At 45.0% G+C, this 20390-nt stretch carries 19 protein-coding genes and 1 pseudogene; 8 read left to right on the top strand and 12 right to left on the bottom strand.

The annotated features are described in order from the left end of the window. Nucleotides 1-216: 216 nt before the first annotated feature. Nucleotides 217-1560: a glycosyltransferase gene (locus tag AM228_RS13260; protein WP_054466589.1), complete on the bottom strand. Its 1344-nt coding sequence runs from the start codon at nt 1558-1560 to the stop codon at nt 217-219. Nucleotides 1561-1690: 130 nt separating this feature from the next. On the opposite strand from AM228_RS13260, the pseudogene AM228_RS13255 reads away from it, so the two are divergent. The 3 genes and pseudogenes from AM228_RS13255 (at nt 1691) to AM228_RS13245 (ending at nt 4208) form a co-directional block, all read left to right on the top strand. Then, nucleotides 1691-2424, top strand: a pseudogene (locus tag AM228_RS13255) (IS1 family transposase). A gap of 641 nt (nt 2425-3065) precedes the next feature. Continuing rightward, nucleotides 3066-3800 carry an H-type lectin domain-containing protein gene (locus AM228_RS13250; RefSeq protein ID WP_054466588.1) on the top strand — a complete coding sequence of 245 codons (735 nt, stop codon included), beginning with the start codon at nt 3066-3068 and terminating at the stop codon, nt 3798-3800. Nucleotides 3801-3908: 108 nt separating this feature from the next. After that, a complete protein-coding gene (locus tag AM228_RS13245) occupies nt 3909-4208 on the top strand; it encodes an H-type lectin domain-containing protein (protein ID WP_054466587.1) in 300 nt (99 codons plus the stop codon). A 517-nt stretch (nt 4209-4725) separates the two neighbouring features. Here the strand turns inward: AM228_RS13245 and AM228_RS13240 are convergent. Continuing rightward, entirely contained in the window at nt 4726-5592 is an 867-nt protein-coding gene (locus AM228_RS13240) for an acyl-CoA desaturase (RefSeq protein WP_054466586.1), read from the bottom strand. Nucleotides 5593-5720: 128 nt separating this feature from the next. Here AM228_RS13240 and AM228_RS13235 point away from each other — a divergent pair, with 128 nt between their 5' ends. After that, a complete protein-coding gene (locus AM228_RS13235) occupies nt 5721-6950 on the top strand; it encodes a methionine gamma-lyase family protein (protein WP_054466585.1) in 1230 nt (409 codons plus the stop codon). A gap of 142 nt (nt 6951-7092) precedes the next feature. Here AM228_RS13235 and AM228_RS13230 read toward each other — a convergent pair whose 3' ends face one another. The 8 genes from AM228_RS13230 to AM228_RS13200 all read right to left on the bottom strand — a co-directional run bounded on the left by AM228_RS13230 (nt 7093) and on the right by AM228_RS13200 (nt 15316). Continuing rightward, nucleotides 7093-7602 (bottom strand): hypothetical protein, encoded by a 510-nt coding sequence (locus AM228_RS13230; RefSeq protein WP_054466584.1) that lies wholly within the window; start codon nt 7600-7602, stop codon nt 7093-7095. Between the two features lie 148 nt (nt 7603-7750). After that, the gene (locus AM228_RS13225; protein ID WP_054466583.1) at nt 7751-8041 is read right to left on the bottom strand and encodes a hypothetical protein; all 291 of its coding nucleotides are present in this window, start codon (nt 8039-8041) and stop codon (nt 7751-7753) included. A 78-nt stretch (nt 8042-8119) separates the two neighbouring features. Further along, on the bottom strand, nt 8120-8317 hold the full coding sequence (locus AM228_RS32530; protein WP_156331743.1) for a hypothetical protein: 198 nt from the start codon (nt 8315-8317) through the stop codon (nt 8120-8122). 286 nt (nt 8318-8603) lie between these two features. Continuing rightward, nucleotides 8604-9245: a tetratricopeptide repeat protein gene (locus AM228_RS13220; RefSeq protein WP_054466582.1), complete on the bottom strand. Its 642-nt coding sequence runs from the start codon at nt 9243-9245 to the stop codon at nt 8604-8606. A 270-nt stretch (nt 9246-9515) separates the two neighbouring features. After that, nucleotides 9516-10775 (bottom strand): tetratricopeptide repeat protein, encoded by a 1260-nt coding sequence (locus AM228_RS13215; RefSeq protein ID WP_054466581.1) that lies wholly within the window; start codon nt 10773-10775, stop codon nt 9516-9518. A gap of 305 nt (nt 10776-11080) precedes the next feature. Continuing rightward, nucleotides 11081-12568: a glycolate oxidase subunit GlcD gene (glcD, locus tag AM228_RS13210; RefSeq protein WP_054466580.1), complete on the bottom strand. Its 1488-nt coding sequence runs from the start codon at nt 12566-12568 to the stop codon at nt 11081-11083. 146 nt (nt 12569-12714) lie between these two features. After that, on the bottom strand, nt 12715-14073 hold the full coding sequence (locus tag AM228_RS13205; RefSeq protein WP_054466579.1) for a methyl-accepting chemotaxis protein: 1359 nt from the start codon (nt 14071-14073) through the stop codon (nt 12715-12717). 856 nt (nt 14074-14929) lie between these two features. Next, nucleotides 14930-15316, bottom strand: coding sequence for an AbrB family transcriptional regulator (locus tag AM228_RS13200; RefSeq protein WP_054466578.1), 387 nt, complete (start codon nt 15314-15316; stop codon nt 14930-14932). A 1648-nt stretch (nt 15317-16964) separates the two neighbouring features. On the opposite strand from AM228_RS13200, the gene AM228_RS32525 reads away from it, so the two are divergent. From AM228_RS32525 to AM228_RS13185, 4 genes are all read left to right on the top strand, one after another. Then, complete coding sequence (locus tag AM228_RS32525) at nt 16965-17120, top strand: hypothetical protein (protein WP_156331742.1); 156 nt, start codon at nt 16965-16967, stop codon at nt 17118-17120. Nucleotides 17121-17300: 180 nt separating this feature from the next. Next, nucleotides 17301-17612 (top strand): response regulator, encoded by a 312-nt coding sequence (locus tag AM228_RS13195; RefSeq protein WP_054466577.1) that lies wholly within the window; start codon nt 17301-17303, stop codon nt 17610-17612. After that, complete coding sequence (locus AM228_RS13190; protein WP_082348872.1) at nt 17569-18006, top strand: Hpt domain-containing protein; 438 nt, start codon at nt 17569-17571, stop codon at nt 18004-18006. Before AM228_RS13195 ends, AM228_RS13190 begins: the two co-directional genes overlap by 44 nt. 138 nt (nt 18007-18144) lie before the next feature. Next, complete coding sequence (locus AM228_RS13185; protein ID WP_255353194.1) at nt 18145-18411, top strand: Hpt domain-containing protein; 267 nt, start codon at nt 18145-18147, stop codon at nt 18409-18411. Here AM228_RS13185 and AM228_RS13180 read toward each other — a convergent pair. Together AM228_RS13180 and AM228_RS13175 are read right to left on the bottom strand one after the other, a co-directional pair. Further along, on the bottom strand, nt 18408-19238 hold the full coding sequence (locus AM228_RS13180) for a TIGR03943 family putative permease subunit (protein ID WP_054466574.1): 831 nt from the start codon (nt 19236-19238) through the stop codon (nt 18408-18410). The two genes, AM228_RS13185 and AM228_RS13180, sit on opposite strands and share 4 nt — an antisense overlap. A gap of 44 nt (nt 19239-19282) precedes the next feature. Further along, complete coding sequence (locus tag AM228_RS13175; protein WP_054466573.1) at nt 19283-20374, bottom strand: permease; 1092 nt, start codon at nt 20372-20374, stop codon at nt 19283-19285. Nucleotides 20375-20390: the final 16 nt, after the last annotated feature.

Here is a 20390-nt window from a genome sequence, read left to right as displayed (position 1 = left end):
AAGCCCCCCCTTTTTAAGCTTATCCTTACTCACATATTTCTGAACATAATTATGCTTGACATCCGCAGTTAGACCACCCGCTTGACACTTATCGCTGGCAGTGTGACATAATCGGCTTCCCCGTCAAACACCATGACTTTGGGAACTAAACTGACCCCCCGATTCATTGGGGGACTGGGGGGATGCGGAACCCCAGTGGCTTCTATAATCTGGCTGTCACCTGGTCAGAGAAAGGAGAGCATCGCAGGCAACTTTGACGCCATCTTCTGCCCTGGCTTCGTGACTTAATTGCGCCGCACGCGCTGCATAGCTGGGGTCAGACAAGAGCCGATGGATTTCGGCTGCCACAGTTGCCGCACTGTAGCGATCGCGTGAGAGCGTGCGCCCTACACCCAAACGCACAACGCGCTCGGCATTGTCGGGCTGGTCGTAGTTGTGGGGGACGACGAGCATGGGGCGACCCGATCGCAGGGCTTGCCCAGTGGTTCCTACGCCGCCGTGATGCACTATGGCGGCAGCGCGGGGAAAGATTTGGCCGTGGGGGGCGTACTCAAAGGCGGCTACCCCCTCTGGCAGCAGGTTGGGCGGGATGTGGCGCGCTCCCTCTCCCATAAGCAAGACGGCGCGGTAGCCAAGCTGTTGGGCGGCTGTAGCTCCTTCTGCATAAAAGTTCCCCGGCGTCCACACCACTGTCGAGCCGAGGGTGAACACAATTGGGGGCGGTCCGGAATTCAAAAAGTTCTCCAGTTCGGGAGGGAGCCGCTCATCTGTAAGGGAGGTGCCGGTGTTTAGCTCTGGGAAGGGAAAGCCCGTGACCAGCGTCTGGGGCGGCCAATCAGGTTGAGGAGCCGCCAGGGTGCGGGAAAACAAAGCTAGGAGCAAGTTGGGGGAGTGCTGGCTTTCAAACAGCGGGTCACCACTGGGCTTCATGCCGAGTTTGGCCCGCAGTTGCCGCACGGGAGCGCTCCACAAGCGTGCCTGCCAGCGGAAGTTGCGCAAGGCGGTATCTTTTGCCACGGCGGCGATCGCCCGTTCGTAAAAGGAGGCGGCAGCGGCAGCGGAAGGCAAATCGTAGGCGGACACCAACGAAGCCGGTGAGAGGACGCTCGACACCCAAGGAATGCCGGTTTTCTCGGCGACGAGGGCTGCCACAAAGGTGAGCGGGTGCGTCAGCAGCAGGTCTGCGCCTTCACAGGCGGCCATCAGGTCGCTGTAGCTAGCGTGCAGGTGCGGCATCAACAGGTAGCTAATCAGGTATTCCATACCCCTCTGGCTGTCGGAAAGCATTGTGAAAAACTCCCAGTCCTGTTGGAGTTTGGCGACACTCTCCGGTCTGACGGGATGGAATTCAACCCCCCTGGCTTCAATGTAGCGGCGGTGGCAGGAGCAGGTGGCGATCGTCGCTCGATGACCCCGCGCCTGCAATTCCTGCGCGATCGTCATGTAGGGTAACAAGTCACCCAGGGAGCCAAATGTTGTCAATACAATGTGTTTGCCTTTACTGTTAAGGGTTTCGATTTCGGTGGTGGCATTTGCTTTGCCTGCGATTTGATTTTCCATCTCACCTCGCGCTCAATCAACCTTTCTTGGATTTCCACAATATTACCAGACTTCCCCCAGATATCTGCTCAATTTTTGGCGTTGCACATTCGTAGTATGCTAAGGATTAACATTAAAACAAAAAATGGCGATGATTTGTCCTGTATGCCAATCTACAAACATTAAGAAAAACGGCCATAAAAGAGGAAAACAAAATCATTATTGTAAATTGTAAGGATTGTGGGCGTCAATTTATTGATAGCTATTCTCCGAAAGGCTATCCAGATCATGTCAAGGAACATTGCCTTCATCTTTATGCTGAGGGAAATGGTCTTCGTCCCATAGAACGATTAACAGGTGTTTGTCATAACACAGTTATTAATTGGATAAAAGCCGCCGCATTAAGCTTGCCAGAACAACCCGATTATCAGGAAATTTCCGAAGTGACTCAAATAGATGAATTACAGACTTATATAGGTAAAAAAAATCAAATATGGCTGAGGAATGCGGTAAACAAAGGGTTGGCCGTAATTTTAGCTTATGTAATAGGCGATCGTTCGGCGGCAACATTTAAACCATTGTGGAAAATTATTAAAGGATGGCAATCATTTTTTGATGTGACATAATATGGTTATGTTGTTTATCCCCAATTTATTGACGAGACCGCTCATATTATTAGTAAAACATACATGAATCGTGTGGAAGGAGAAAATACAAGACTAAGACATTACAAGCGATCGGTTACATAGAAAAACCCTTTGTTATTCTAAATCTCTCTTAATGTTGCAACTATCAGTCAGATTAGTGATTTATTATTTAAGGCATAAAAATGTACCTATTCCATTGACTTACTCTGGAGAGCCATTGCCAACCCTGTCTCTATAGCATACCACCAGTGTGCAACGCCCAATTTTTAACTTTTGTCAATTCGTCGGGCAATAGCCCGTCCTGATTTTATCAATACCAGTAGGGGCTCGCCGGACATCTCTGCCACACAACGCCGGACGTAAATCAATCCGCATCAACGGCATTTTATTCAATTTTTGAGGGATTTTTTTATTGACAACCTGTTGAGATAGCGCTATATTTGCCATCGGTGACAAACCCTGCGGCCCGAATACAGCATCTCAGCAGGACATTCATATAAATGGTAGTAATCCCCGCACCGTGGAATACGCCAAGAGACAGAAGAGTTATAGGGACAGGCAAGATCTGGTCTATAAAATTTCTTGTGTGCCTCTGGACTAAGTTATCTTGAGTAAGAGCCAAAATATTTCAGGGTAGTAAACATCGCAAATTCTCAACTTAAAGTCTGGAATTGGGTGCAGGCAGAATGGGCAGGGATTTAGGTGTTGCCAATGACAGACCCGGTGCGTTGGGGATAGCCAAAAGTATGACCGAACCAGCCAAAAGCCGACAGGAAACTGGTCTCCAACTCCTGTTTGTGTTGTCGGGAGAGCTTCGGGAAAAATCCCAGGGCAAACAGACATAGCAGATAACTAACAACTGAAGGAAAACCAAAGCCTATGACAGCATTAGATGGCCAAATTCAAGTTCCCGGTACGTCGGAAGCTGGCATCGAATTTACCAACACCCAAACCACAGAAGTCGCTTACACATTTACTCCGAGCGGCAATTGGACGCCAAACGTCAACAATCCCAGTCTGTCAGGATGTACGGCTGCCGGTGTCAAAGGTTATCCTCCGGAAATTCAGCAAGGGATTCTGGATGTTGTCCCGGGCGGGCTGGGACAGTACATGAGATATGCTAACCATACCCCCTTTGCCCTGCTGGCAATCAATAAAGCAACGGGTGCTGTGGTGGGGGAAGTGTCGCAAGCCACAACCATTCCTGTCAAACCGGGTGAAACTTTAGTTTTTGTCCTCAATGATATGTGGGGGGGCTACTCGGATAACAGCGGTTCCATCACAGTCAACTGGTCGGGGGTGAGCGCCTCCGCTCTAAAAATTCAATCCGGCACCACCTACAACGGCGCCTATCAAGATAGCACTTGGAAGCTGCACGAAGAGCCAGTGGGAGAGCGGGTTTTCAACCGACCCGTACAATTTGAGTCCAAATTCACAAAACCTCCCAAGATTTTCCTGGATCTGAGCGGACTGGATGTGAATGAAAGCAAAAATACTCGCGTGCAAGTGACGGCTAAAAACATCACCGAATCCGGCTTCGATCTGGAATACAAAACCTGGTATGATACGATTCTTTACTCGGTCTGGACTAACTGGATGGCATTCGGAGAATAGACCGCAAAACATCATCGCTTTCTGCCGCCCCAAATGTATCGTTATAACCAGTTTTTGGTGATGATTGGGGCATATGTATGATTTTCACAAACCAAGAGGTATTAAACTATGAAGCTGCAATCCGGCAACACCTACAACGGCTCCTATCAAGATAATACTTGGAAGCTCAATCAAGGGCCTGTGGGAGAGCGAATTTTCACGCGGGCTGTGACCTTTGAGTCGAAATTCGCGCAGCCGCCCAAAGTTGTGATTGGACTGAGTGGGCTAGATGTGGATGGAACTAAGAATAATCGCGTGCAAGTGACGGCTAAGAATATAACGGAAAGCGGGTTTGTAGTGGAATACAAAACCTGGTATGATACGGTTCTGTATTCGGTCTGGACTAATTGGGTAGCTTACGGAGAGTAGGATACCTTTTCGCCAAGTAGAGCGATCGGCCAAGGTTCAAAATATTTGAGTAGCCAAATATTTTGAACGAGCCAGCCCAACGCCTACAGGAAACCTTTCTGCAACATCTGCTTTGGCCGTCGGGATGGCTTCGGGAAAAATCCCAGGGAAAGAAGAGAAAGACCGCCAGGGATTAAAATCCCTGGCGAATAGCGCAAGTCGGTTAAAACCGACTGTTATGAAGCATGAAAAATCGAATTTTCAGTCGGTTTCAACCGACTTTAGCTATGAGGCCGCCAACGTTTAAACCCCCGCCTTCTATTGGGCGGCGTTTACTTTAATTGGTGAAGCGAAATAAGGAGGATGGGGAGTATAGGGAGGATGGGGGAATGTTTGATGAATTGGGTATTATGTTTTGGTAATTTTTTGTCAGTGAAACCTTAACAGTTTACTGTTGACGGTTCACAGTAAACTGTTAAGGTTTCACTGTTAACAGTTTACTGTGAACCGTCAACAGTAAACTAAATCATCTTAATGATTAGGATTCTGTTTTAGGCAGTTTGATATTTTTGGCTAGACCTACTAAACTCAGCAACTGAATGGTCATCCAGGTGATGTCAATTTCCCACCACGCCATGCCATGACGGGCAGAATATTGAAAAGCATGGTGATTGTTATGCCAGCCTTCGCCATAAGTGGTCAAAGCTACCCACCAGCAATTGGTGGACAAATCCCCAGCATCATAAGTTTGATAACCAAATTTATGGGTGGCGCTATTGACAAACCAGGTGCAGTGGTAAACTAACACCAAACGCACGAAAACGCCCCAAATCACAAAAGACCATCCGAGTCCTGGTGAAACAGCTTCGCCTACAAAGTAGAGCAGCACACCTAAGACAATTTGAATCGGTAACATATAGGATTGGCAAAATTGATAAAAACGGTCATCGGCAATATCTTTGGTGAACCGAGGGATATCTTTTGAACTGGGATTTTCATACATGAGCCAACCGATATGACTCCACCAAAATCCTTTGTTGGCATCATGGGGATCGTTGGCTTGGTCTGAATATAAATGGTGGATGCGGTGCAGTCCTACCCAATCAATTGGCCCCCCTTGACAGGTGAGGGTGCCGCACAAAACCAGAAAATACTCCAACCACTTGGGAGATTCAAAACTGCGGTGAGTAACTAGGCGATGAAATCCCAGGGTAATCCCCAAACCGCCTGTTACCCAGTGCAGAAATAAAGCTACCCCAACTCCAGCCCAGCTAAAAGTGCCGGGAATCAAAGCCAATAGGACACCGGCATGAACGATCAGCATAAAAATGATGATCGGCCAGTTGTAGTCTAATGGTTCAGGGGCAGTCTGTTTTTCTGCGTTTGTTGCAGGAGCAATTGTCATTAAATTAACCTTTCCACGAATAACTAGAAGAGAATCAACCAGGGAAGACCTAGAGATTTCACTTCGGACTGTCACTATCTCGTGTAAAATCCTTTTTGATCGTTTCCAAGGAAGAATTATCAACTGAAATGAATAGCTCCGAAAAGCTGCGAGAAGCAGAGAAAGAGCTCTTACCTATTTTCTCTAGAATTGATGCTCAGGTCAAGCAAAATCTTAAACGAGTGCTGGATGCCTTGCGGCGTTATCGTGTGGGAGTCCATCATTTTGCTAGTGTTTCCGGCTATGGCCATGATGATTTGGGCCGCGATACGTTAGACCAAGTGTTTGCTGAGGTGATGGGGGCGGAAGCGGCAGCAGTCCGGATCCAGTTTGTGTCCGGTACTCATGCGATCGCCTCTGCTTTGTTTGGGGTGTTGCGTCCTGGGGATGAAATGCTGGCGGTAGCTGGTGCGCCCTACGATACTTTAGAGGAAGTGATTGGTTTGCGGGAACAAGGCCAAGGTTCCCTGATGGAATTTGGGATTCAATATCGACAACTGGAGTTAACGGATACGGGAGAAATTGACTGGGAAGGGTTGAAAACCGCCGTCCGGTCAAATACTCGTTTGGTGTTGATTCAACGGTCTTGCGGTTATTCTTGGCGCAGTTCTTTGTCGATCGCAGATATTGAAAAAATTGTCCAAATTGTCAAAGCCCAAAATTCCCAGACTATTTGTTTTGTGGATAACTGCTATGGGGAATTTATTGAAGACCGGGAACCGCCCGCAGTGGGTGCGGATTTAATTGCCGGTTCTTTGATTAAAAATCCCGGTGGGACAATTGTTACTGCTGGGGGCTATGTGGCAGGACGGGCTGAGTTAGTCGAAGCTGCGGCTTGTCGGTTGACGGCGCCGGGAATTGGCAGTAGTGGGGGCGCAACTTTGGATCAAAATCGGCTATTGTTTCAAGGCTTATTTTTAGCCCCCCAAATGGTGGGAGAAGCTATGAAAGGTACTCATTTAACTGCTTATGTGTTTGACCAGTTAGGCTATCCGGTAAAACCCGATCCTTTTGCCCCTCGGCGTGATGTGATTCAGGCGATTAAATTAGGTTCTCCAGATAAGTTAATTGCTTTTTGTCGGGCGATTCAAAAGTATTCGCCGATTGGGTCATATTTAGATCCAATTCCCGCCCCCATGCCCGGATATGAGAGTGAGTTGGTGATGGCTGGAGGGACGTTTATTGATGGCAGTACGTCGGAGTTTTCGGCGGATGGACCCTTGCGTGAACCTTATGTGGTGTTTTGCCAAGGGGGTACTCATTGGACTCACGTCGCGATCGCTCTGGAAGCGGCGATAGAGGCGATCGGTTTTGCGTAACAAAACCTAGAAATCGGGTTTCTTTTTCTCATGCCACAGTAGGGGCGAATGGCCATATAGCCTGACGGCATGGGCTCCGCAAGGACGCCCCTACATATTCACAGCAGAAACCCGGTTTCTTTTCTTAGGATAGGTTATTGAATTATTTAGAAAAGGTTAGTTCTGTAACCCCAGTAAAATCAGTGACAAATCCTCCTTGAAGTTCGCCCAAGTATCCTAAAGCGGCGGCAAATGCTTCGGCATTTTGGTGGCGATCGATCTGCGCGGATCTAGGATTACCCAAATCGTCCTCATAAACTAAAGCGATCGCCCCTTCTGCTTTCCATTCTAAGGCACGAATTTTATCTTTATCAATTTGAATTAAATCGTCCCCATTCTTGACTAATATTGCATCCAAAATCAGCTTAGGGTCTTCGGAAGCGATCGCAATTTCTCCCCATTCTCCGATCAGGTGATATGTGCCATCATCAGCGAGAAAAAATTCATCGATATTGCCCCAATCAATGCTACCATCTGCATTGGGAATAGGATTCATCGGATTAGGAATTAAATGATAGCGTTGCGATCGGGGAAATTGGATTTTCATCCGTCGATAACAATAGACTTCCCCTGGTAATGGTTGACTATATAACGGATGATTTTCCGTAATCACCGCTTCAATAAAGATTTCTACCGAGGCTTTTTTCGCCTTACAACCGAGAACATAGCTATCTTATAAATAAATATTTTCAAATCCCGGAAACTGCCAATAATTTAAGTGTTGCATGGTTAAATATCCCAATTAATCGGAGTATGATTAGCTATAGTCTGGAAACAAGATTTGCTTGTGGATCGATGCGCTGATTTTTAGCATTTCTTAGTTCAACATGGGGATGATGGCTTCCAGGTGTTCGCTGACTTCCTTGTTTTAAAGTTAATCTGGTGATTCCATTTTTATCAACATATTTTAACGGCCCGTTCGGGGTTTGAGTTGGCTGCCAGCCTTTTTGCGCTTCAGCCCAAATGATAAAGTCACTGGCTTTTGGCTGACTACCTATAATCACAGCTTGTATGATGCGTTCCCATGCTTGCCTCCCGGCTAAACTTGCCATATCCAAATATTAATGTCAATATTATATCCCCAATTATATCCCCAAAATTTTACCATTAGCGATCGCCTGTGAATGAACCTAGAAACCGGGTTTTTTTTCATCCCACAGATAACTGTTGATATTCACAGAAGAAACCCGGTTTATTTTTTGGGGCCAGAACGAGATTTTAGAAATAGTTCCACCGCCCAGAGAATTAAAGAAATAACCTGAACCAGTAGCCACACCCCTTGAACTACCACTTCCCATACCGCCCTTAACATCACCTGCAATTGCCACAAAAACATCTTAATTTTTTTCTTTTTCACCTCTTTTTTTAGGACAATTAATCCGGATTTAATTCTAGTTTTAATTTCAGATATCGCCCAAATTAATAGTTCTAAAAAGTTATAAACTTTGGATGATTAACCAAAAGGTTAAAACCAGCATTTATTTTGTCCTAATAATAGCCATTGGAGAACATTAACAAATGCAGAAAAATTTGCTTTGACGAAAAAATGAAAAAATTTTAACTTGATGCTTCAAGGTGACTTTTGAACTTGACTAATGAAAGTGACTAAAAATTTTACGGTTGAATCTGACGCAAACTTTGTTGGGCGGGTTGATAATTAGGATTAATTTTCAAGGCTTGCTGAAATTCCGCGATGGCCTGAGATAATTGCCCTTGTTTTTGGTACAATAAACCCAAACCATAATGGGCTAAAGTATGAGAACTAGCCGGGATTCCCATCATATCTGGTAAATTTAGTGCCAGTTGATAGGCAGAAATTGCTTCTTCAACTCTGTCGAGTTTTCTGAGGACATCACCCACATTTGTATAAGGGGCTGCTAAGTTAGGATTTAGCTTAATTCCTTCCATATAAATAGCCCCAGCATCATTCAATTTTCCCTGTTGAGCCAGTGCTAAACCTAAGTTATTATAGGCGGCTACTAGGGTGCGATCGCGCTGAATGGCTTGAGTAAATGAGGCGATCGCCTGATCCAATTTCCCTTGATTCATTAACGCCAAACCTAAATTATTATAAACCCCTGGATCCGTGGGACGACTTTGACCAATTTGACGCCAAATCAATTCCGCTTGAGCGTAATTTTGGGCATTAGCAGCTTCCAAACCCATTTGCCACAGTTGATCGAGAGATTGAGCACCGACCACAGAAGGGGTCAAGGTGAGGGATAAAGTTAGCAAAAATCGGTAGAGTTGTCGCATGATGAAAATTTTAACTTAATTTTAACTTAATTTTAACTTAATTTTAACTTGTTCAGGAGTTACCTATTGATTCTATATTGGGGGATATTGGGGGCAGGGGATGTTTGGGGCAACCACGGACGGATGTTTGGGGCAACCGGGGATGTTTGGGGCAACCACCGCCTTTAGGAATTGCCCCTACTTTTCTACTGAATATAGAATAGATACTTTATTTTATAGCAAAATTTTGCCCACCCTACTACTTCCATGAATACTGACGATTACTGAAGACTACTGAAGAGTACGAAGGTTTCTTTGGGCTGATTGAAAGTTCGGATCGATTTCTAAAGCTTGCTCAAACTGTGCCCTCGCTGCCGATAATTTACCTTGCAATTTCAGGGTTTCTCCCAAATCATTGTAAGCTTGAGGTAAGTTGGGTCTGAGCAAAATTAGCTCTCGAAATGCCGCTTCTGCTTCCGCAAGATTGCCCTGTTTTCGCAGCAGCAAACCGAGATTTCCATAAGCACCGGCATTATTGGGATTGATTTGGATGGCTTGACGATAAGCTGCGATCGCCTCGGTAATTTTTCCCTGTTCATTGTAAGCAATTCCTAAATGATAATAGGCTAAACCTTCCTGGGGATCTAACTCAATTGCCCGTTGATAAGCGGCGATCGCCTCATTCAATTGCCCCTGATGTTTGAAAGTAATCCCCAACCCCACATAAGCTTGAGGTAAATCAGGATTCATCGCCAACATTTGCCGATAAGCGGTGATCGCTTCCGCAAAGTTCCCCTGGTGTCGTAAAGCATTGCCCAAATTATAATAAGCAGAGGTATGATTGGGGTCTAGTTTCAATCCTTCCTGGTAAGCCACAATTGCTTCTCTCATCCGATTGAGATTATAAAGGGCATTCCCCAAATTAAAATAAGCTGGGGCATTATTCGGTTCAAATTCTAAAGCTTTCTGGTAAGCAGCGATCGCCTCTTCAATTTTGGTTTGATTGTAAAGAGCATTGCCCAGATTATAGTAAGCAGCAGCATAATTGGGCAGGCGTTCAATGGCTTGGCGATAAGTTGCGATCGCCTGATCTAATTCACCATTTTTTCTCAGGGCATTGCCTAAATTATTATAGGCTTGAGCATAATTTGCATCTTGGGAAATCGCTTGACGATAATTGGCGATCGCCTCATCGAACTCACCCAAATTATGCAGTGCATTGGCCAAATTATAATAACCTGGGGCATAATTAGGGTCTAATTTAATCGTTTCTCGATAAGCCGCGATCGCCTCATCTAATTTATTTTGGGCATAAAGACTATTGCCCAAATTATAATAAGCGATCGCATTATCTTGATCCAGGAAAATTGCTTTACGCCACAAAGACTCTGCCTGCTCATAATTACCTGCTTCTTGAGCCAACTTACCCGCTTCAAGCAAACTTTCCAGGGATAAAACTTCCCTGTAATTTTCAACGGATTGAGCCGTCACTATTTGGGGGGTTGCCCCCAAAGATAGGGTTAATAACAGAATTAAACATCGACGAAACATAACAATATTTTTGATTTATGTGTGAGAGAGGAACATATAAACGTAATCGGTGAAAAAACAGCGCGATCTGCTGCCTAATCTTTAGCATCTAATCTTTAGCATCTAACCTTTACCATCTAATCTTTAGAATAATCTACACCTGCTCCCCGTCAGATCGGGAAATCCTCTCGTCAAGTGTAGGGAAGGATCGGGGAACGGGGAACGGGGGCCAGCCAATAGGGACGCAAATAAAGTCCCCCAACCCCCCCTTCGCCTTTGAAGGAGGGGTTGGGGGATCGAGATGTATAGCAGAGTAAACTGCTGTCTTAAAATAAATCAACTCCTTCAAACTTTTTCTGGGCTTGAGCATTAGCAGACTCCCCACAAGTGCGCGGAGTGGGGAACATTTTCCCTGGATTAGCCAAACCTTTGGGATTAAAAACTTCTCGCACCCATTGCATCGTTTCTAAATCCGTCTCCGTAAACATATTCGGCATATAGCATTTTTTATCAGCCCCAATGCCATGTTCACCAGACAGACTGCCGCCAACTTTGACGCAAATTTTCAGAATTTCGCCCCCCACTTCTTCCACTTCTGCCAAAGCACCCGGCACGGAATTATCGTAAAGAATTAACGGATGCAAGTTGCCATCACCGGCATGAAACACATTGGCAATTTTATAACCGGATTTTTCGCTGAGAGCTTCAATTTCTTTGAGGACATAAGACAGTTGCGTCCGAGGAATTACCCCATCTTGCACATAATAATCTGGACTGATATGCCCCGCCGCCGCAAAAGCCGCTTTCCTTCCTTTCCATAGTTTTAAGCGTTGTTCCGGGTCGCTGGCAGTGGTGACATTACGCGCCCCATTTTTTTGACAAATTTCCGTAATCAGCTTTTTATTTGCATCTACTTCTACTTGCAAACCGTCCACTTCTACTAATAAAATACTGACCGCATCACGGGGATAACAGCCAGTGGCTACTACGTCTTCTACGGCATTAATGCTCAGGTTATCCATGATTTCCATACCACCAGGAATAATGCCCGCACTAATAATATCAGAAACCGTCGCCCCCGCCGCTTCCATACTGGTAAAATCCGCTAATAAAACACAGATTGATTCTTGGGTTTTTAGGATGCGTAAAGTGATTTCTGTGGCAATACCGAGGGTGCCTTCGGAACCGACAAATAAACCCGTTAGATCGTATCCGGGCATTTCGGGAATTTCGCCGCCCACATCGACAATTGAACCATCGGGGAGGACTAATTTTAACCCTAAAACATGATTGGTGGTGACGCCGTATTTTAAACAGTGAACTCCACCAGAATTTTCGGCAATGTTGCCGCCAATGGAGCAAATAATTTGACTGGACGGGTCGGGAGCAAAATAAAATCCGGCACCGCTGACTGCTTGTGTGACCCAGTTGTTAATTACTCCCGGTTGTACCACCACCCGCTGGTTTTCTAGGTCAACGGAAAGGATTTTCCGCATGAGGGCGGTGACAATAAGGACGCAGTTTTCTACGGGTAAGGCGCCTCCAGATAGTCCTGTTCCTGCCCCTCGCGCTACCCAGGGGATTTCGTAGCGATCGCAGATTTTCACTGCTGCGGCGACTTGTTCCGTAGTCCGGGGTAGGACTACCAGGGCTGGACGTTGCCGATAGCTGGTTAACCCATCACATTCATAAGTCAGCAATTCTTCTTTCCGCTGGATCACCCCATCTTTACCGATCGCCCGTTCAAATTCTTGGATGATGGGTTTCCAGTTCCTTGGTGTCATCGTGGCTGTGGTTGTTTCTGAAGTCAGCATGGTCAGGTATTTGAGAGGATATGATTTAATTTAATAGTACATCTAGTGTCCGCCGTCCGTCGTCCGTCGTCCGTCGTCCGTCGTCTGTTGTCCGTCGTCTGTTGTCCGTCGTTTGTCCAGCCTTAGCAACCGTGGATAAATAAAAATTAAATAATCGCCTTTAAATTACTCGCCACCTTTTCCAACTGCTCCATTTCTTTTTTCGCCTCACTCATACCCGCAGCACTTGCTTGGGCAGCGCGATTAATTTCTTGAATCGCGGCCAAGGCTTCTTGGACAATTGCCCCTTGCTGTCGGGCGATCGCGGTAATTTCTTCACTATTAAGAAACACTGCATTCATTGCCTCAACAATTTGCTCAAATTCATTGAGCATTTTCCTCGTTATCTTAAGTTTTTGCTGAAAAATTTGCCGACTATTATCGGTGAAACTCACCGTAGACTTAATATTTTGTTTAACTTGGGCAATCAATAAGTAAATTTTTTCTCCAGCTTTTTGACTTTGATTGCTTAACTGACGAATTTCTTTAGCTACCAAGGCAAATTCTTTCCCCTTTTCCCCGGCACGAGTGGCTTCCATTGAAGCATTTAAAGCCAGCATATTCGTATGATTTGCCAGTTCACTGACTAACTCAGATATGGTGGCAATTTGTTTCGTTTGCTCCCGTATATCGACAATTTCCGTGTAAAATTTTTCTATGTTATCGCTTAAAACAACCAGATCAGCCAAAATTTTTTCTTCTGTTTTATGACTATGTTCAACTAAATTTTTTACTTCCTCCGCCCTATAATTTACTTGAATTACCTGCTCAATTGAATCTTGAGAAAAATGATTCAGCTTCCCCATGATTATTTTAGTTTGGTCAACCGCGATCGCCTGTTTTTGGGTTAGCAATTCTTGGCCTATAATCGTGCTGGCAATTTCCGTAGAATAATTGGCCAAAGTCTTCAGGTTATTTTTTAAGTTATTTTGCAGATGAAAAATTATCCCGACCAGGGCGGATGCAACCACTAAGTTAAGGGCAAATATAATTAAGATATTGACTTGATACCGGAAAAGTTTAGTGCTAGAATAATTTTCTACTGCCGTCACCCCGTCATTAGTAATCTCCCAATAATTCTCACTGTAATTTATCAAACTATCTTTGGCAGTGGGATTGGTGCGGAAATCAGCAATAAATCGTTTCAGGTTATGCCAAGATTTCGCGATCGCCTGGTATTGCTGCAAAACCTCTGGATCCTGAACCCGAGGCAACCCCAAACTGACATCCCCGTTAATCAGTCCAGCAGTCAGGCGATCGATTTCCGCAATTAACTCATCAGACCGTTGCCCAGCTAACTCTAACTTAACCAGTCGCTGCGTCCTACCTCTGACAATTCCCGCTGTATTCACCCCTCGGACAACATTTCTGATCTGATTAAGAAAATAATACACAGAACCCAAACTGATCGTCGAAGAAATAAACAAAGCTGCGGCAGCTAATCTTAACTGAGCAGTGGTTTTCATTGCCTGTCTCGCTTATGGATCAAAGAAAATTAATGGTTAAAATACTGGTTAAAATTACTTGTTAGACTTTGCTGAAGCATCCGCTTTTTCATCAGGGTTTGGTGTAATGGTTCGCTGTTCGCTGGTAATAGTCCGCTGATTTATAACCCAGCCCCCGTCAAGGTCGGTTTCTAGGGGCGTATTGCATACGCCCCTAAACAACCATTTTTCTTGATAGAACTTGCCACCAAGACCCGGATTGCTTCTGTATCATTCATATAGTCCCTCTCTGGTTGATGACGGACAATTCCCTATTGCCTTGTCCCTAATTCCCTCAATGTTTCCATCAAAGATTCAATTTTGTTCCTCAGTCAATTGAGAATCTTCTTCAATTGCCCCTGGAGTATCTCAATTGTGTGATTAACCAAAAACACTAATAAAATCCCCACTCTTGCCACCCCCCCCCACCCTTCGCTACCCTGACTGTTCCCTAGTATTTTTGCTTTCTATGAGATGAAGTCATTCTCCTGACCTAAATGGATCAAAGGAAAAAATCACAAAATTTCCGTAAGTCCTAAGATCGACATATGATCGACAGATGGACAACGGGATCTAATTCCCAACACCAATAGAGGTACTGTTTGTACCTCTATTGGTGCTTATGTGGATATTATGTTTAGACTTTTGAGTGATTTAGGAATCCGCATTCTCTGTTTACCTGTAGGCCATCGTCGAGTATTGGCCAAGAATAGTCCAGAAAATCCTTAAAACGCAACAAACCATGACAACGGACTGAAAACACCTACAGGTATAACAGGCGATCGCAGCTTAAAAAACGGGAATCCCAGTTTAACAATTATTTAGCGCCACAACTAAATTATTTACTGTCTGAGGATGGCTCAACTTGTTTCAAGTGAATATGCTTACGTCCGACGGTAATTTCAAACTCATCTCCTGGGGTGAGATTCATCTGTTTGGTGTAAGCAGAGCCAATTAACAAGTTCCCATTGGACTGGACTGTAATCCGATAGCTGGCTTGACGGCCTCCCCGACGGCCTTCTCCAGTGCCGGTACTATCTAAAGTAATGCCCTCAGCATCAATTAGAGCATTCAGAAACGCCATCATATTCACCCGTTCCAGACCATTCTTGGTGACAGTGTAGTACCCGGCTGCTTTGGCTTTTTCCTCTTTGCTGGCTTTTTCTAACTCTTTAACTTTTTTGAGCAGTTCTTCTCCAGTAAGCGGGGTTGGTTGATTAGACATTTTTTGATTTCCTATTCGACAACTGAAAGTATTGTATCATTAATTCTGTAAAAATTTATCCAATTTATCCATCAATATTTTTTTGGAACAATTTAGCCCGGATGGAGTAAACCACCGAATCAGGCGAAACAACCCAGACGTGGAAAGCTAAAGAGAATCTGGGCAAAATCAGTCCAACGATCCAGTGATGGTTGGGCAATTCCCTGTCCGAGAGGTTCCAGTAGAGAAAAATAGCGATAGAAAGATATTTTCAGCGGCGGCATTTGAGGTGCGATCGCCTAGAAGGAGGCGTTACGCAGTTCCACATCATCCCCTGATTCAGTGGCAATGGTCAAGGGGCTGATTCAGTCGCAATCATCAAATCCCCGCAGAGAATTGTCCCATGCAAACCCAGGGGAGGAGGCTAATAAATCTCCGAGTAATGATGGTCAGCCCTAAAACTTTTGCCGATGCAGACTGATGGGATCCAACCAAGACGACGGGCAAAACTATCGTCACAAACTGCTGACATTAACCGATAAGATTTGAGGGGTTCGTCCTATAACGATCGCCCCTGGGCTGGATGATGATTGGGGAAAAATCAGACAGTTTCCTGGGTCAACCAAGATTTATGGTCTGGCGATCCATTTAATCACATCGGGTTAATCCGGTCGGCGCGATCGCATAACCCGGTTTATCATCGACAGTTGTTGCTAACTCAGTAAAAATACGGAAAAAACTTATCCAGGCTTCAACAACAAACGCCACATATATATCATATATATAGATTGGTAGATAGATTGATAGATTGATCTGGTTTTGACCATGACTCAGGGAGTGGACTTTTCATGGTGGGTTTAATCGGGGGGTGCGATCGCGCGTTGCTCAGGCGAGGGAATCGCGCGTTGCTCAGGCGAGGGAATCGCCCACTGGACTTTTACCTTGTTGCCGCACAATTCATCCCCTGACTCACGGGTCTTAGAAGATTTCACCACACAGAACTGCTGGAAAATCCTATTTGTTCGATCCATTTCACTTTTGGTTCAAACCTACCAAATGCCCCAACGTTCTTTCTCAGGAGTCAACCCCCACTGCTGCTTAAGAAAGAGGTGTCCCCTCCCTCCCCTAACTCCTCCCCTAACTCCTCTCCTAACTCCTCTCCTAACTGCTCTCCTAACTCCTCCCCTGCTAAGACCCGGAAAAATCAATCGATATAGGGAGGAGACATCACAAATTTATCCAGCGCCTTTACCCGGCTGGTTTGACCGTATTTAGTCTAATCAATTTGGGATTATTACTGATAGTATTTTTACGAATTAATTCGTGATTTTTATTGTTTTATTTAAATTTAATTGGTAAACATAACTTGTTTTTATCGGTAGATAAATATAATTATTATATCTATTTAATTTTTTAATAAAGTCTGGTAAATTAAGGTAAAAAAAAGAGAAAATACGTTCAATTAATATTGAATCAAAAAAAAGGATTAACCCAGCCAAATTGAGTTAGGGCGAATTCAGTAAAATTGACCAAATCCAGTGAAACCCCAAAAATGCCCTAAATCACAACATCCAATCATCATCGATCTTCCATAATTCCCCAGAATTAAAAGTCAGGGGGAGTGAGGGACGATCAAAATGCCAGTAAGGGGTTGATCCCGGAGGACACTATGTTAACAAATTCCAGCAAAATTTCTATTTATTCTGACTATGTATTGACTGATTTTGACCGCCAAAAAGATTATGACTCAATCAAAATTTTATTGTTTGAAGATATTCCCATAAATCGAAAATTAACCCGAAATCAACTTAAACAACTAGGATAAGTAGATGTAATAAATTCACCACAGACCCCATCAGAGGAAAGAGGAAAGAGGATGCATAGGAAAGAGGAAATATATTCTCTACTCTCTCTTCTCTATTCTCTCTCCTTCCTACAGGCGGGAATCCAAGGATTTACGCCAGGGAGCGAAAAGTGCAATTAATTATGTTCACCTGCTTATGAAGTGGATGATGTGGAAAATGGACAAGCAGCCCTGGATCGGTTAGCTTTACAAGCTTATGATCTGGTATTGATGGATTGTCATATGCCGGTGTTGGACGGATATGAAGCGACTCGGTTGCTGCGGCAACGGGAAGGAGAAAATGCCCCTAGGGTGGTGGTGGGTTTTACGGCTTATGCGATGAAAGGCGATCGCGAAAAATGCCTGGATGCGGGAATGGATGATTATCTGACTAAACCTGTGACAACTCAAGAGCTTGGCTTTTGCAAAAATGGATTCCCCAACAATACCGGGAGAAAAATTAGCTTTGATTAATCCCCATCGTTGGGCAGAAATTAGCGGCGGGGATAAAGCTTTTGAAATCAAATTACTGGCAATTTATCTGGAACAAACTGAAGGATATTTGGCGGATTTAAAGAAAGGTTTGATAAATTATTATGCGGTATTGGTGGCTAAACTGGCGCATCAAATTAAAGGGGCTAGTGCGAATGTTGGCATCGAAGATATTGCAGAAATTGCCAGAAGTTTGCAAGCAAATGCTAAATCCCATCACATCAAAGTTGCCGATGGGTTAATCGGTGAGTTAAATCAGTTAAATAGTCTTTTACAGCAGTTAAAGAATTATGTGGCTGATTTAAAGTTACGGAATGGTTCATCGGCAGAATATAGGGAGCATTTAGGGAAAATTTCTCGGTGGCAAACAACCTAACCCCCAGGCGCTCGCTCGACAACGGCAACGGCTGATGATTTAATCCTTGACAAAGTTACAGACAGCATTACAGACAACATTATAGACAGCGATCGCCTACAACAAATTAGCTTTGGAGATCGACAGTTCCTAGAAAAATTGCTGGGGGCATTTATCAGCAATACAGAAATGTATCTGGAACAAGCGATCGCCGCCTTTGCCAGTAACGATATGGAAACCTTAGCCCTTCGTACACACCAAATCAAGGGCAGTTCATCTACGGTCGGGGTGCGTTTCATGCCAGAAATTGCTGCCAAGGTACAAAAGTATGCTCAACAAAATAAACCGCAAGAGATTCCGCAATTACTCCAGCAATTAAAGGAACTACTGGCACGGGTTAAACATTGGCAAAGGAATAACTTTTAAGAATCATAAGGATTCTTCGGTTTGGGGATGGGTGTAATCGAATTGGCTTGGATAGTTAATTGTCGGCGATCGCCAAATTTCTCGGTAATCATCACCCCTTTGACTTCTAACCAAGTATCTGGGGGATAAGCACTGCGATTTTCCTTCAGTTTCACCGGCAAACCGACGGGATAAACATCGGCGGCACAACAAGTAATAATAAATCGGGACAATAAAATATATCTTTCGGGCAGTTCCGGGGCATGAATCACAAACCCTTGAACATTCACCGGCTGACCCGTATAAGCATCGGGTTCGGGATAAACCGTCAGTGTCCTAACCCAGCCAATGAGCGATCGCTCTTCCGGCTTATTATTCCCATTAAAAGCTTGGGGTCTGAGTTTGGTAAGCGCCGTCAAATCACCACTGACAGTCTGACCCGCCAAAGGCACGAAATCCGTCACCTGTCGTTGCAGAGCTTTATCACTGGCAAAAACCGTCGGTTTGATCATAAAACCCACCAAAGCCGACACCAAAAACACCGCACCACTCCAACCCAAGGCTTTTGAACTGAGATGTGGCATCGGACTTGGGGTGTTTAAACTCTGAGTCTTCTGCTTACGGCGACCCATAAGTACAAATTGCCATGCTTTGAAGCCAGCAATAGCGATTAACCCCAGACCCCCACACACCGTCAGGCCAAAGTAATTGGGATGGATCAGCATCGCTAACTCCCCAGTCACCCAGAGTTTAATCAGTAACACTCCCCAAGCGAAAATAGCTACAACGTCTAACCAAGGTTGGACTTGTTTCCAGAGAGCAGAGTTTGATTCATTAAATATAGCCATGATGAAATTTGTTCTAGGGATTGTCTTACGGAGAGTTAGCTAATTTAGCTAATATTCAGGTTATAGGCCAGACAGACCACAAAGGTGAGTTGCGCGGCGATAATCATTAAATAAGCCACGGTTTTCGGCTGGAAAATCCACAACAGCAAACCAATCGCTTTGATATCAATCATCGGCCCAAAAACCAAAAAGGCCAGTAAGGAACCAGTGGTAAAAGTAGAGGCAAATGATAGAGCAAAAAACGCATCAACCGTTGAACAAATGGACACCACTGTGGCCAAAATCAACATGGCAATAATCGAACTGACGGGGCCTTGTCCCAAATTGATAATAATTTCACGGGGGACGAAAATCTGAACGATCGCCGCGATCGCGCTACCCAGAATCAACACCCCGCCCAGTTCCCGCAGTTCCAGCACCATATTATCCACCACCATCGGCAACTGCTGCACCCAACGGGGCCGACGAGACAATTTAGACCCGAAATTTTGACCGCTATCGTTCACCGCAGTCCAGCCACTCTGCAAAATATTCGTTTCTAACCTTTGAGGACCGCCGGTTTCCCCCAGCAAAAAACTGCCAGACTGTAACAGAGGAGAAATCGGCTCGTCCTGAGATTCCTGAGATGCGCCACTGTCCGATTTAGCCCCGAATAAATCCGCCGGACTCATCGACTTTGGCATCGCCCGAATCACCGCTGGTTGGAGAAATGGTCGTAAATCTTGCTGCACACTAAACAACCAGCCCAACAGAGTGGCAATAGCCAAAGAAAAGCCCAACCGCAACACCACCATTTCCGGCAACTCCCGAAACGCAGTCCAAGTAGACCAAACCACAATCGGATTTACCGTCGGCGCCGCAAACAAAAACCCAATCGCCACCGGGGGTGGGACGCCCTGAACCAACAATCGACGGGCCACGGGTACATTCCCACATTCACACACCGGAAAGATACAGCCAATCAAGCTGCCCACAAACGCACCGAGGATCGGGTTGCGCGGCAACTTCGCGATCAGCTTGCGCTCTTCCACAAACAACAAAAGCACACTGGAGAAGATTACCCCCAGCAGCAAGAAAGGAATTGCTTCGACTAAAAGACTCATCCACAGAGTAAAGGCGTAGTTTAATTGATTCATCCGTTTGCCGTAATTT

Origin of the sequence: Planktothricoides sp. SR001 (assembly GCF_001276715.1) — a bacterium.
GTDB classification, from domain to species: Bacteria; Cyanobacteriota; Cyanobacteriia; order Cyanobacteriales; family Laspinemataceae; genus Planktothricoides; species Planktothricoides raciborskii.
The sequence above is the reverse complement of the archived record's forward strand: the minus strand, read 5'-3'. Positions and strand labels throughout refer to the sequence as shown.